13 protein-coding genes are annotated in these 12,923 nt (G+C 42.9%); 7 read left to right on the top strand and 6 right to left on the bottom strand.

What is annotated here, in order from left to right; all coding sequences use genetic code 11:
* Positions 1-22: 22 nt before the first annotated feature.
* From Q8M62_RS15970 to Q8M62_RS15945, 6 genes are all read right to left on the bottom strand, one after another.
* On the bottom strand, positions 23-1,189 hold the full coding sequence (locus tag Q8M62_RS15970; RefSeq protein ID WP_304902560.1) for an ATP-binding protein: 1,167 nt from the start codon (positions 1,187-1,189) through the stop codon (positions 23-25).
* Between the two features lie 153 nt (positions 1,190-1,342).
* The gene (locus Q8M62_RS15965) at positions 1,343-2,710 is read right to left on the bottom strand and encodes a Gfo/Idh/MocA family protein (RefSeq protein ID WP_304902561.1); all 1,368 of its coding nucleotides are present in this window, start codon (positions 2,708-2,710) and stop codon (positions 1,343-1,345) included.
* A gap of 163 nt (positions 2,711-2,873) precedes the next feature.
* Entirely contained in the window at positions 2,874-3,296 is a 423-nt protein-coding gene (locus tag Q8M62_RS15960; RefSeq protein ID WP_304902562.1) for a DUF6036 family nucleotidyltransferase, read from the bottom strand.
* Positions 3,297-3,331: 35 nt separating this feature from the next.
* Positions 3,332-3,547 (bottom strand): hypothetical protein, encoded by a 216-nt coding sequence (locus Q8M62_RS15955; protein WP_304902563.1) that lies wholly within the window; start codon positions 3,545-3,547, stop codon positions 3,332-3,334.
* A gap of 54 nt (positions 3,548-3,601) precedes the next feature.
* A complete protein-coding gene (locus Q8M62_RS15950) occupies positions 3,602-4,675 on the bottom strand; it encodes an Ldh family oxidoreductase (protein WP_304902564.1) in 1,074 nt (357 codons plus the stop codon).
* 165 nt (positions 4,676-4,840) lie between these two features.
* Positions 4,841-5,782 carry an exopolyphosphatase gene (locus tag Q8M62_RS15945; protein WP_304902565.1) on the bottom strand — a complete coding sequence of 314 codons (942 nt, stop codon included), beginning with the start codon at positions 5,780-5,782 and terminating at the stop codon, positions 4,841-4,843.
* Positions 5,783-5,956: 174 nt separating this feature from the next.
* Between Q8M62_RS15945 and Q8M62_RS15940 the strand changes: the two genes are divergently transcribed.
* The 7 genes from Q8M62_RS15940 to Q8M62_RS15910 all read left to right on the top strand — a co-directional run bounded on the left by Q8M62_RS15940 (position 5,957) and on the right by Q8M62_RS15910 (position 12,716).
* Entirely contained in the window at positions 5,957-7,540 is a 1,584-nt protein-coding gene (locus tag Q8M62_RS15940) for an acyl-CoA carboxylase subunit beta (RefSeq protein ID WP_304902566.1), read from the top strand.
* A gap of 51 nt (positions 7,541-7,591) precedes the next feature.
* Positions 7,592-7,945, top strand: a complete 354-nt coding sequence (locus Q8M62_RS15935) for a four helix bundle protein (RefSeq protein WP_304902567.1) — start codon at positions 7,592-7,594, stop codon at positions 7,943-7,945.
* Positions 7,946-8,002: 57 nt separating this feature from the next.
* Positions 8,003-9,067: a M20/M25/M40 family metallo-hydrolase gene (locus tag Q8M62_RS15930; protein WP_304902568.1), complete on the top strand. Its 1,065-nt coding sequence runs from the start codon at positions 8,003-8,005 to the stop codon at positions 9,065-9,067.
* Positions 9,068-9,130: 63 nt separating this feature from the next.
* Positions 9,131-9,889 (top strand): ABC transporter substrate-binding protein, encoded by a 759-nt coding sequence (locus Q8M62_RS15925; protein ID WP_304902569.1) that lies wholly within the window; start codon positions 9,131-9,133, stop codon positions 9,887-9,889.
* Positions 9,890-10,004: 115 nt separating this feature from the next.
* Positions 10,005-11,357 (top strand): Gfo/Idh/MocA family protein, encoded by a 1,353-nt coding sequence (locus tag Q8M62_RS15920; RefSeq protein ID WP_304902570.1) that lies wholly within the window; start codon positions 10,005-10,007, stop codon positions 11,355-11,357.
* 4 nt (positions 11,358-11,361) lie between these two features.
* Entirely contained in the window at positions 11,362-12,123 is a 762-nt protein-coding gene (locus Q8M62_RS15915) for a DUF1080 domain-containing protein (protein ID WP_304902571.1), read from the top strand.
* Positions 12,120-12,716, top strand: a complete 597-nt coding sequence (locus Q8M62_RS15910; RefSeq protein WP_304902572.1) for a DUF1080 domain-containing protein — start codon at positions 12,120-12,122, stop codon at positions 12,714-12,716. The genes Q8M62_RS15915 and Q8M62_RS15910 overlap by 4 nt, the downstream gene beginning before the upstream one ends.
* The last annotated feature ends 207 nt before the right edge of the window (positions 12,717-12,923 follow it).

The following is a 12,923-nucleotide window of genomic DNA, read 5'->3' as shown; positions in this document are numbered from 1 at the left end:
AGGGGCAGTAGCTTTTTGGCTACTAACCCTTGGTTTTGCTTTGCTCCAAAAACTCTAAAAATCCAATCAATCCAATCACTCTGACATTTTTTGCTAATGGATAATTTTCATCTTTTGGTACGATGACATGAAGAAGTGGGATTTCGAGATCTTGCATTGCTATATAGGTCCCTTTTGTCAAGACTGGAGCAGAACTGAATTTGATCTCTGCTGCGGCAAGCCATCGGTTATTTCTTCGGATTAGCAGATCGATTTCGGCGCCGTCATGAGTTCTATAAAAATACATTTCATCATCCGATAAGAGTACGGAGGAGACTTGTGCAATCACAAATGACTCCCAAGATGAACCCAAAATCAGATTTCCGAAAACAGAATCTCTATTGAATATGCCCAATAGATAGTGCAACATACCTGTATCTCTATAATAAAGTTTAGGAGCTTTTATGAGTCTTTTCTTTGGATTGACTGCCCAAGGAGATAATTCTCGAATTAGAAATGCTTCTACAAAGAAGCTGAGGTAGGTCTTAATGGTTGGGATACTTAGCCCAAGGGACTTTGCAAAAGTTGAGTAATTTAAAATTCCACCGTTTGATGAAGCAATCATCATTAGGAATTGGCGAGTTACTCTGGAATCGGCAGGTAGTCCATATTGAGGCAAATCACGATGGATATAACTTGAGACAAAATTTCGATACCAATTGCTCTTAGATTTTGCATTGGAATAAAGAAATACCTCAGGAAATCCCCCAAAAATCCACAGATCTTCCCAAGATTCGGTTTGATCTATTTCTAAGAGAGAAAGCGGCATCATTTCGATATAGGAAATTCTTCCTGCCAAACTTTCAGCACTTTGTCTTAGGAGAGCAGGTGACGCTGAACCAAGGATAACAAACCTTCCAGGCTTTCTATGAATATCTACCATGGCCCTGATCAATGGAAATAGGTTTGGCAAATGGTGGATTTCATCCAAAATGATGGTTTTGTCCTGATTTACTTCGAAAAAAAACTCAGGATCATTTAGCCTGTTTAGATCGGAGATTTTTTCCAAGTCCAAATAAATCAACTCAGACTGATAAATAGCAGATTTGGCAAGGGTGGTTTTCCCCGCTTGTCTTGGTCCAATCAATCCAGTAACAGGAAACTGACTGATTGATTCATTGAAATCTGGTTCTATTTTTCGCTTAATCATCCCCGTAAATTTAAAAATAAATTTTAGATTTACGGGGATAAAAAATCTATAAATAGCTGTTAATCAGTAAAAAAAATCCCGGACATCTAAATTTTGTCCGGGATTAAATTTCAAATCTCAAATTCTTGTGCTGAGCGTAGTCGAAGCATCAAATCAAACGTTTTTTGGCTCCGGGTGAACGTAAGGAGCACGGTAAGGTCTGCGCAGCTTGGCAGTGGCTTCAGGATCACCAATCACGGTCATCGTTTTAGGATCGTAGCGAAGGGCTCGACCACCAAGATCCATGGAGATATTGGCTAGAATGCATGCGGCAGTGGAAATATGCCCTTGCTCCACATCAGCGATGGGAAGCTCATCTTTATCGATGGATTTTAGCCAGTCCTGCATGTGAATTCTGGTGGCAGGGGCGGCGTTAAGCTCGATTCGTTCTTCGGTCAGATCCTCCGGATATTTCTCCCGCTCAAAGAAGCATTCGAAATGGACTTTTTCTTCTTTGGTGTCATAAGGAATGTAATCTGCCTGCATGGTGCTTCCCGCCAGCATTCCTTTTTCTCCAAATAGCTTGAAAGACCATGGGTATTCCGGATCCGGAGCGTTGCCCCATGTGCGGTGTTGCCAGACGACATTGAGTTCGTCGAATTCAAATATGGCGCTTTGGGTGTCAGAGATGTTCGATTTCCCTTCTTTTTGCACGTAGATTCCACCGGTGGAAGAGATTTGTTTTGGCCACCCAAGGTCCAGCATCCATCTTACGGTGTCGAGCATGTGCACACACATGTCGCCGGTGATTCCATTACCATATTCGATGAAAGTTCTCCACCAGCGAATATGCGGAAGACCATCATAAGGTCGCAATGGCGCAGGTCCAGTCCAAAGCTCATAATTTAAGAATTCAGGAACTGGCTCGACAGGTGGATTACCGTTGGCCCGCATGTGGAAATAGCAGCAAACCTCGGCATGGCTGATTTTGCCCAGTTTTCCGGTGTCGATGATTTGTTTTTTGGCATCGATGAGGTGTGGGGTACTCTTGCGTTGGGTGCCGATTTGTACTTTTTTGTTGTATTTACGGGCAGCAGCAAGAATAGCCTCGCCTTCGATCACATCGACTGAAATAGGTTTTTGCAAATAAACATGCGCACCTGACTTCAATGCGTCGATTGCTTGAAGTGCATGCCAGTGATCGGGGGAACCGATCAGAACTAGGTCACACTTATGTTTTTTAAGCAGCTCGCGGTAGTCTTCGAAAAGCTCCGGGACTTTCTTCGATTTTTGTCTTTGGGAAACAAGCTCACCGGCGGCGTTGAGAAGTTTTTTGTCTACATCGCAAAGCGCGACCACTTCTATATCGGCCACTTGGATCAGGCGGAAAAGGTCGGACTTGCCATACCATCCTGTGCCGATTAGGGAGACTTTAAGTGGACCTTCACGGTCTTTGAAGTCCATACCAAACAGGCCAAAACTGGCCAATGTCATCATGGCTGAGGAGCCTTTCAAAAAGTCACGTCGATTTACTTGATTCATAGGTTTTTGGGTTAAGAGGTAATGTTGATCGACAATTTACAAAAAGGGTGGACAGATGCAAATCGGGAAGGGATGGGAGGCTAAAGTTGGAAGGTGGGAAGGTTGAAAAGTTGGAGGGTCCTTTCTTGTTTTAGAAATGAACGAAATTTATAAATGACTACCCTTAACTCTTTTCCAAATTCTCCAAGTCGTCAAGGTCTTTCGGTCTTTTTGACGCGTTTTTCGCGGCTATCAAATCATTTTTATGCAGTGTCCTGACTTGCAAACCGCCATCATCATAGATTTTCGATTTTTCAAAAGCTAAATCAAAATCCAGACCTTTAACCTCAGTCATTATATCGATAGCTACAGGGGATCTACCATAAGAGAATACATTCCAATCAGGATGATATAGGAAATTGTCTTCACTCATGTCAAATAAAGGCATTCCAAATTGTAGAAATGACTGTACAATTTTCCTGTAATTTTCTTTAGTTCTCCTTACCCAAATATCCATATCACCAGTAGTTCTGGAGTATCCATGAATAATGACTGAAAAACCTCCAACCAAGATATATTCAACTTTTTGGGCATTAAATGCATTCAAAAATTCCCGGAAATCCTCCTGAAAGATGTTTCCCATCACTCCCTTTTTTTGATCTGAAAAAATGTTTTGTCCATCCGTGGAGGATTGTCCAAGTCATATCCGTAGGCAATGCTATTGAGGTATTGGTGGATTCGCATACGTTCCTGCCAAGTGAGTTTTTGGTGTTCTTTGCCGTAGTTCACTTGTTCAGAAGCATTTCTGGCTTGGAAGGCCGTTCGGTCCAGGCGGTATTTTTTTGGAGATTCACTCATAGAGTTCAAGTTATGAATTTTCCACTTTGAAAAAATAAATCAGAAATCGAAGCATCAAAACCTCACCCCAAATCGTTCACCCAACTCAGTCAAATCCTTTACCACTGGATCAAGCAAAGGAATTCCTTCGGTTCTTCGGATAGCCTCCAATTCCCGCTCCGGGTCACCAGGAATTAACACTCTTTCGTTTCCTGGAGTTGGAGTTGCCGAGCGAAATCGACTGATCCAATTGTCCATGTGAGATTTGAATTCATCCGCAGGGCGGAAAGCATCCACTCGCATGGCTCCAAAAAAGTGACCAATTCCTTCACCTACCAAGTTTGGCAAAGGGTCAAGAAATGCAACAAATGGAGGAACCCAAGGGCCATAATTGGCGCCTGAAAGTACAGCTGAGAAAATATCCACAATAGCACCCAATGCATAGCCTTTGTGCGAACCGTGTTCCCGATCTCCTCCAAGAGGAAGCAAAGCTCCACCGTCTTTTACACCGTTAGCAGAGGTGGTTGGACTGCCGTCTTTATCCTGCACCCAGCCGGTTGGAGTATCGAGACCTTTACGTTGCAGGATTTCCAGTTTTCCATTGGCAGCAGTGGTGGTTGCCATGTCGGCGACAAATGGAGGTTGGTCTTTTGCCGGAATAGCCACAGCGATCGGATTGGTGCCAAGCAGTCTTTCTCTGGAAAATGTTGGGGAGACAAGCGGACTGGCATTTGTTAAGGAAATCCCGATCATGTCGTGTTCCAATGCCATCATGGCATGGTAGCCTGCAATTCCGTAATGGTTGGAATTTTTGACAGAGACCCAACCTGTACCGACATTTTTAGCTTTTTCGATGGCTACTTGCATCGCAAATGGTGCCACCACCAAACCTAAACCACTGTCTCCATCGACAACCGCAGTGGAGGGTGTTTCATAGGAGACGTGAACATTCGGGGTAGCATTGATTCTTCCTTTTTCCCACAATCTTACATAACCAGAAAGTCTCGCAACACCATGGCTGTCCACACCACGAAGATCTGCGGATAGCAAAACCTCCGTACCAATCCTGGCATCAGCTTCGGGACAGCCGATTTTGGTCAGCATTTCGAATGTGAAGTGGTATAATTGATCGTAGGAGTAGGTTTGCATAAAATAGGGAGTCGTAAATTCTGAAAATCGGCTAAAGATAAGTATTCAGGTAAACTTTAGAGATTGATTTTTGTCTCGGAAACTCCCTTAAAAAGTCAGGATTGTCCACGGAATTTCCTTTTTGGCCTAAAGCCTATCGGAAGGATAAAGCAATTGACAGGAAGGTTAAACCGTAGTTTCTCCTGAAAGTAATCTGGCTACGGCTCCTTCTTTCAAAGAATAATGAGAGCAGACAATGGCCTCAACTGGAACGTATCTAAGGATAAATTCAATGAGGCAACTGGCGACTACGATCATATCGACACGCATCGCAATCATTCCGGGGATTTTCAGTCGCTCTTCTCTGTTTTTGGTTTTGAGCATTTCAAAAATACGTTCAAAGTCAACGGTAGGGAGTTCAAACACATGCTGACCGGTCAATTTGCACTGAAGCATTGATTCGAAATAGATATCAGTCAGTGTATCAAAAGTCCCGGAAGCGCCGACCAAAGCCGTTGGCTTAAAGTTTTCAATTGCTTCAATCAGTGGCTGAAGTTTTTCCTTGCAGTAAGATTCCAGTTTTTCCACCTCGTCCTGCAGAATGGGATCGTGATAGTGGAAAGCATCCAAAAGGCGTTGTCCTCCAATTTCAAAGCTTCTTTTCCAAAATACCTCTCGGGAAGTGCCTATGATGAATTCAACAGAGCCACCCCCGATGTCCATCATCAATGTAGTTTGACCATTGAGCGAACCGGAAAGGTTGATTCCTTCATAAATAAGCTGGGCTTCTTGCTCTCCGGATATCACATTGATATGAATTCCAAGATCAGCCTTGACTTTGGATACAAACTCAGATCCGTTTTCGGCGTTTCTTACCGCGCTGGTAGCAAAAGCAAAAACCTGATCGATGTGTTCTCCGTCGATCAGGTTTTTGAAGTGTTTTAGGGTATGAAAGGCTCTTTTTTGAGCGTCAGGGGCGATTTGATTTTGACTAATTCCGCCTTGGCCAAGTTTGACAGCAATTTTTTCCTTGTAAATAGTCTTAAAGCCTACTCCATTCAGTTCCACCAATAACAAATGAAATGTATTGGTTCCCATGTCAATCAAAGCTGCTTTCCGGGTACACATTTTAGTGCCAAAATTTTGGATGGGCGAATATAGAATTTTTTTTAAAAGTTCGGGTGAGGATTTGAAAAGTACAGTGCTATGCTTTTTTGAACTTCAACTTTCAACCGATGAAGGAAGCTGAATTTTTCCAATCCAATCAAGGGGCTATATTTGGAGGGTAATAAAATCAGAGAAATGACAGAATCGAATAAACCCATTTATACTTTGCCGGGAAATGCTGAAAAGCTTGAGCTTTTACAGAAGAAAAATGCGGAAGCTTTAGAAGGAGGAGGAAGAGCGCGGATTGCTTCCCAGCATAAAAAAGGAAAATTGACTGCACGGGAGCGGGTAGATCTGTTGATGGACGAGGGGACTTTTGAAGAAATCGACAAATTTGTGATGCATCGCTCAAAGGATTTTGGTCTGGACAAAGAACATTACTTAGGTGATGGGGTAATCACAGGATATGGGGAAGTCAATGGTCGATTAGTTTATGTTTTTTCTCAAGACTTCACGGTTTTTGGAGGTTCGCTTTCAGAAACTCATGCAGAGAAAATCTGTAAAATCATGGATATGGCCATGAAAAATGGAGCTCCCGTGATAGGCTTGAATGACTCCGGAGGAGCGAGAATTCAAGAGGGAGTAAACTCATTGGGAGGCTACGCGGATATTTTTTACAGGAACACGAGAGCTTCAGGGGTAATTCCCCAGATTTCTGCAATTATGGGGCCTTGCGCGGGAGGGGCTGTTTATTCTCCTGCGATCACAGATTTTATCCTGATGGTAGAAAATACCTCTTACATGTTTGTCACCGGACCAAATGTGGTGAAAACTGTAACTCAGGAATCAGTAACTGCAGAAGAACTTGGTGGAGCGTCAGCGCATAGCACAAAGTCGGGTGTGACACATTTTGCCTGTGCCAACGAACTTGAGGCAATCAGGCATATCAAACGCCTGCTGAGTTATATTCCCCAAAATTGCGAGGATCATGCCCCTGTTTATCCTTATGAATTGAAAAAGGACGAGGGAAGAAAAGTGCTGAATACGCTGATTCCTGAAAACCCAAACCAACCCTATGACATGCGGGACGCGATTCGTGGAATCGTGGATGAGGAATCATTTCTGGAAGTTCATGAAAACTATGCAGATAATATTGTTGTTGGTTTTGCCAGAATTGCAGGAAGAAGTATAGGCATCGTAGGGAATCAGCCGCAATCCATGGCGGGAGTTTTGGATAATCACGCTTCTGTGAAGGCAGCTCGATTTGTCAGATTCTGTGACAGTTTCAATGTTCCCTTGTTAGTTTTGGTAGATGTGCCTGGCTTTTTGCCGGGAACTGATCAGGAATGGAACGGGATCATCACCAACGGCGCCAAATTGCTTTATGCCTTTTCGGAAGCGACAGTGCCGAGAATCACCGTGATTACCAGAAAAGCCTACGGAGGCGCCTATGATGTCATGAACTCCAAACATATCGGGGCAGATTTGAACTACGCTTGGCCAACAGCTGAGATTGCAGTGATGGGAGCTAAAGGTGCGGCAGAGATTATTTTCAAAAAAGAAATTGCGGAAGCATCTGATCCAGAGGCGAAGCTTCAGGAAAAGGTAGACGAGTACACCGCCAAGTTTGCCAATCCGTATCGGGCCGCACATCGAGGCTTCATTGACGAGGTGATTTTGCCATCAGACACAAGAACCAAATTGATCAAAGCTTTTAAAATGCTGGAAAATAAGGTAGATAAGCTACCTAGGAAGAAGCATGGGAATATTCCATTGTAGTCCATGGATTATAGACCATGGTCCATAGAGCGTTAACTCTTAATTTTAAGTATGGCATTTAAATTTGAAAATCTTCAGGTTTGGCAGAAAGCTATGGATCTAAATGATCTTATATTCGAGATTTCGAAGGAATTTCCAATAGAAGAGAGGTATAATCTTACATCTCAAATTAGAAGAGCAATTGATTCAGTTTCTTTAAATATTGCCGAAGGAAGCACCAGCCAAACTAACCCCGAATTTGCTAGATTTTTGGGTTATTCTATTCGATCTGTTGTTGAAGTAGTCTGCGCCTTATTTATTGCAAAAAGGAGAAATTATCTTTCGAACGAGATCTTTCAAGAAGCCTATTCTAAGAGTGAAGAGTTAGTGAAAATGATTCAAAGTCTAAAAAACCATCTTAAGTAAACTTTAAAATTCGGGAATCCATGGACTATGGTCCATGGACTGCTAAACTGAAAACACATGAACCCACTCCACTTCCTCACCACCTACCTCAACAACGCTTCCCCCACCGGCTTCGAAGCATCAGGCCAGCAGATTTGGTTGGATTACATCCGCCCTTTTGTGGATACCTACTTTACCGATAATTATGGGACGGCAGTTGGTGTCATCAATCCTGAGGCAGAATTCAAAGTAGTGATCGAGGCGCACGCTGATGAAATAAGCTGGTTTGTTAACTACATCAAAGATGACGGCTACATCTATGTTCGCCGAAACGGAGGATCTGACCACATGATTGCACCATCTATGCGGGTGAATATTCATACAGATAAAGGAGTTATTCTAGGGGTTTTTGGTTGGCCCGCTATTCATGTTCGGAAAGAAGGAAAAGAGGATGCGCCAACTTTGGATAATATTTTTATCGATGTAGGAGCTCGCTCCAAAGCCGAAGTGGAGGAAATGGGAATTCACGTAGGCTGCGTGATTACTTTCCAGGATGAATTGATAGAACTCAACGGGAAATTCTGGTCCGGTAGAGCTTTGGATAACCGAATCGGAGGATACATGATTGCCCAAGTTGCCCGCAGAATCAAAGAAGCAGGAGTCCAACTGCCATTTGGGCTTTACATCGTAAATGCAGTGCAAGAGGAAATCGGACTTCGTGGTGCTGAAATGATTGCCAAACGAATTAAACCTAATTTGGCTATCATCACAGACGTCTGCCATGATACCACAGCACCTCTATATAATAAGGTGACGAGCGGAGATCAAACCGCAGGCAAAGGTCCTGTTTTGACTTACGGAGCATCCGTCCACAAGAAATTACTCGATATGATTATTTCTAAAGCCAAAGAAAAAGCCATTCCATTCCAGCGAGCAGCTGCATCTCGGGTCACAGGTACGGATACCGATGCGTTTGCTTATTCCAATGAAGGCGTACCCTCAGCTTTGATTTCACTTCCTTTGAAATACATGCACACCACAGTGGAGACTGCAAGTAAGGAGGACATCGAGCAGGTGATCAATTTGATGTATGAGTTCTTGTTGGATTTTGACCCAAATTTTGATTTTAAGTACATTAAATAAGTCCACTGACCACTGACCACGGTCGACAGCTGTGGTCTTTGGACTGTCGGCCGGGGACCAATCATGCATTTCACAGATCACCTAAGCCGCACTATTTTCCTTTCAAAGCCACCCGAGCGGATTATTTCCCTCGTTCCATCCCAGACTGAATTATTGGTGGATTTGGGTTTGGAGGAAAAGATCGTCGGTGTGACCAAGTTCTGTGTTCATCCTTCTCGCTTGAGAAAGTCAAAGAAAATCATCGGCGGCACTAAAAATTATCGGCTCGAAGTCATTGATGCCTTAGAGCCAGATTTGATTATAGGCAACAAGGAAGAAAATGATCAAACGGGAATCGAATCTTTGGCAGAGAACTATCCAGTTTGGATGAGCGATATTTTCGATTTTAAAGATTCCTTAAGAATGATTTCAGACATAGGCGAAATCACAGGAACACAATCCCAGGCCACTGAAATCATTTCGAAAATCGAATCTACTTTTGCTAAAACCATTCCATTCAAAGGAACATGTGTTTACCTGATTTGGGAAAACCCAAAGATGGCTGCTGGAAAAAATACCTTTATCGATGCTATGCTCTCTGTCGCAGGATTTGAAAATCTGATTCAGGCAGTGCGATACCCTGAGCTTTCGGAGGAAATGCTAATCAAGCTTAATCCTGATTATTTGCTTTTGAGTTCAGAGCCTTTTCCCTTTAAGGAAAAGCATCAGGATACTTTTCGGAAGCTTTTACCAAAATCTAAGGTCCAATTGGTAGATGGAGAGCTTTTTTCGTGGTACGGAAGTCGATTACTACATGCCTCCGACTATTTCAAAAGATTATAGGCTAAGGAGGCGGAAGTGTTTGATCTCCACTCGTAAAAATTAAACTTACTAGCAGGTACTTTTTTAAAAAATTCAATTAACTTTTGAGCTCTAACATTAAACCTATTGTAATCAAATGAAGGATAATCGAAGGAGCTTTCTAAAAAAGCTCGGCTTGACTACCGGTGCGGCGGCTTTGTCACCGTCCATTTTGGCAGAAACTAATACCAATAACCAGGAATTTCTCAATCGTTCAGAAGATTATTCGGCGGATCAATCCATTAGATTGGCTTTGATTGGTGCCGGGATAATGGGTACAGAGGATACCAATACGGCACTGCGTCATGCGAATGTGTCTTTGGTTGCTGTTTGTGACTTGTACGATGGACGACTAGCAAGTGCCAAACAAAAGTGGGGAGACCATCTTTTTACCACTAAGGATCATAAGGAAATCCTGAAAAGAGCGGATGTAGATGCCGTAATCATTGGGACGCCTGATTCCTGGCACAAGCAAATCTCCATCGATGCATTGAATGCCGGGAAGCATGTGTATTGCGAAAAGCCGATGGTTCACTCTGTAAAAGAAGGAGCCGAGGTAATCGAAGCCTGGGAAAAGTCTGGCAAAGTGATGGTTGTAGGATCTCAGGGGATTTCATCATTGGGGAATGAAAAAGCGAAAGAATTATTGGCTGCCGGAGTAATTGGAGATTTGGTTTATGCAGAAGGGTTTTGGGCAAGGCATTCTCCGGAAGGAGCATGGCAATACAATGTGCCTGCAGATGGGAATGAGAAAACAGTCGATTGGAAGCGATACATTTCAAATACCAAAGCCAGAGATTGGGATCCATTGCGATTTTTCCGTTGGAGAAATTACCTTGATTATGGTACCGGTATGTCAGGAGATCTTTTTGTTCATCTTTTTTCGAGTTTACACTTTATCACCAATTCTAAAGGTCCGAATAAAGTGTCATCCATGGGAGGATTGAGATATTGGAAAGATGGACGTGAAGTTCCGGATGTGTTATTGGGGATGTTTGACTACCCCGATAGCCCTGAGCATGCTGGCTTTAATCTTTCACTGAGATGTAATTTCGTGGATGGGACCAGCGGTACTACTTATTTGAGAATCGTTGGGACAAAGGGTTCTATGGATGTAAAATGGGAAGAGGTGGTGGTTAAGTTGAATAACAATGCTGAAAGTGATGATCCGTTTATGAAAGAGCAGGCAAAACTTCGGTCAGCGTCAGGGGAAGAAGAAAGGGCGAAAATTCTTCCTCCTCGTGAAACATCTTACGCAGCCGAAAGAACTTGGAAAGGTGCACATTACGATCACTTTGGAAATTGGTTTAAAGCAATTCGAACAGGAGGAACTGTTGTCGAAGATCCTATATTTGGATTCAGAGCTGCGGCACCTGCGTTATTATGTAATGACAGTTACTTCCAGGATAAGTTTATTAAGTGGGATCCAATAAATATGAAATTGATATAAGACTATGAAGAAAAGTAAAATAATATGGATGGCTTTGCTCTCCCTTGCATGGGCTTGTGGCCCCAAGGAGACCAAAGAAACTACTGAAGAGGTGGAGGAAGTTGTTGTTCTTGACAATTCGCTCTCGGAAGAGGAAAAAGCTGGCGGCTGGTTCCTTCTTTTTGACGGCACATCTATGGAAGGTTGGCGCGCTTTTAATGGAGACACTACTCCTCCAAACTGGATTATCGAGGATGGAGCGATGAAAGGACTTGGCGCAACCGGTGGAGAGGACTTCGGAGGAGACATTGTATTTGGCCCGATGGAATTCGAGCAGTTTGAAATGGAGTTCACCTGGAAGATTTCATCCGGTGGTAACAGTGGAGTATTCTACCACGTTGTGGAAGGTCCAAAATACAAAGCTCCTTATTATACAGGACCGGAATACCAGGTGATAGATCAGATTGGTTTTCCGCAACCTTTGGAGAAATGGCAATCATTGGCAGGTGACTATGCCATGTATGAACCGGATTACGAGGGGGTCGTTAAGCCAGCAGGAGAATGGAATACTTCAAAAATCATTTTCTCTGAAGCTGGAGCTAGCTATTGGCTAAATGGGAAAAAGACGGTAGAATTTATTCCTTATTCTGAAGATTGGACAACCAGAAGGAATTCCGGTAAATGGAATGATTTTCCTGATTATAAGATTGCGAAAAAAGGACTGATTGCGTTGCAGGATCATGGTGATCCTGTTTGGTTTAAAAATATTAAAATAAGACCCCTATGAAAAAAGTACTAATACTTGGGCTTTTGCTTCTCGTAGCTCAGGCTTCAATTGCTCAAAAGAAGAAGAAATTATTTAACGGCAAAGACCTTTCGGGGTGGGTCATCTACGGTACTGAAAAGTGGTATGTAGAGGATGGGCTGTTAATTTCCGAGAGTGGGCCGGATAAAGGATATGGTTATTTAGGTACTGAGGAAAATTTTGATGACTTCGAGATCAATCTTCAATTCAAGCAGGAAGCCAACGGAAATAGCGGGGTTTTTATCCGTTCCACTGTGGATGGCACCAAAGTTTCTGGCTGGCAAGTGGAAGTAGCACCTCCGGGCAATGATACGGGGGGCATATATGAATCCTATGGAAGAGGGTGGTTGGTTAAGCCCGAGCCTGAAAAGGATAAAGCTTTGAAATTTGGTGAATGGAATAAAATGAAAATCGTTGTGAAAGGGGATAATGTCACTTCCTATTTGAATGGCGTAGAGATGGTCAACTTCACCGATGCTAAAATTGGAGAAGGAAAAGGAGGGATTTTGCTCCAGATCCATGATGGTGGAGGAATTAAAGTTTATTGGAGAAAAATTGTATTGAAGAAGTTGTAAGAAACGAAAACACTCCAAATTGAGGCCTTGAGATTTTAATTCTCAAGGCTTTTTTATTTGTTGGATATTTTTCTTAATCATTTCCAGTGACTTATGTATTTGGGCAATTTTTTTCAAGGTTTGGTATTGTTGTGGTGAAAAAAAGGGAGATATTTGCACTCCCAATCGAGGCAAACGGCTTTGATCAGTGGAGGAGAGAAGAGAGGA

Origin of the sequence: Algoriphagus sp., assembly GCF_030694375.1 — a bacterium.
GTDB lineage: Bacteria > Bacteroidota > Bacteroidia > Cytophagales > Cyclobacteriaceae > Algoriphagus.
This window is presented reverse-complemented; position numbering and strand designations above follow the sequence as displayed.

Bases quoted from the DNA above. Each gene is read 5' to 3' on its own strand.
- Q8M62_RS15950 (WP_304902564.1), bottom strand. From the start codon at position 4,675: ATGCAAACCTACTCCTACGATCAATTATACCACTTCACATTCGAAATG.
- Q8M62_RS15945 (WP_304902565.1), bottom strand. From the start codon at position 5,782: ATGTGTACCCGGAAAGCAGCTTTGATTGACATGGGAACCAATACATTT.
- Q8M62_RS15965 (WP_304902561.1), bottom strand. From the start codon at position 2,710: ATGAATCAAGTAAATCGACGTGACTTTTTGAAAGGCTCCTCAGCCATG.
- Q8M62_RS15910 (WP_304902572.1), top strand. From the start codon at position 12,120: ATGAAAAAAGTACTAATACTTGGGCTTTTGCTTCTCGTAGCTCAGGCT.
- Q8M62_RS15935 (WP_304902567.1), top strand. From the start codon at position 7,592: ATGGCATTTAAATTTGAAAATCTTCAGGTTTGGCAGAAAGCTATGGAT.
- Q8M62_RS15970 (WP_304902560.1), bottom strand. From the start codon at position 1,189: ATGATTAAGCGAAAAATAGAACCAGATTTCAATGAATCAATCAGTCAG.
- Q8M62_RS15940 (WP_304902566.1), top strand. From the start codon at position 5,957: ATGACAGAATCGAATAAACCCATTTATACTTTGCCGGGAAATGCTGAA.
- Q8M62_RS15915 (WP_304902571.1), top strand. From the start codon at position 11,362: ATGAAGAAAAGTAAAATAATATGGATGGCTTTGCTCTCCCTTGCATGG.
- Q8M62_RS15920 (WP_304902570.1), top strand. From the start codon at position 10,005: ATGAAGGATAATCGAAGGAGCTTTCTAAAAAAGCTCGGCTTGACTACC.
- Q8M62_RS15955 (WP_304902563.1), bottom strand. From the start codon at position 3,547: ATGAGTGAATCTCCAAAAAAATACCGCCTGGACCGAACGGCCTTCCAA.
- Q8M62_RS15930 (WP_304902568.1), top strand. From the start codon at position 8,003: ATGAACCCACTCCACTTCCTCACCACCTACCTCAACAACGCTTCCCCC.
- Q8M62_RS15925 (WP_304902569.1), top strand. From the start codon at position 9,131: ATGCATTTCACAGATCACCTAAGCCGCACTATTTTCCTTTCAAAGCCA.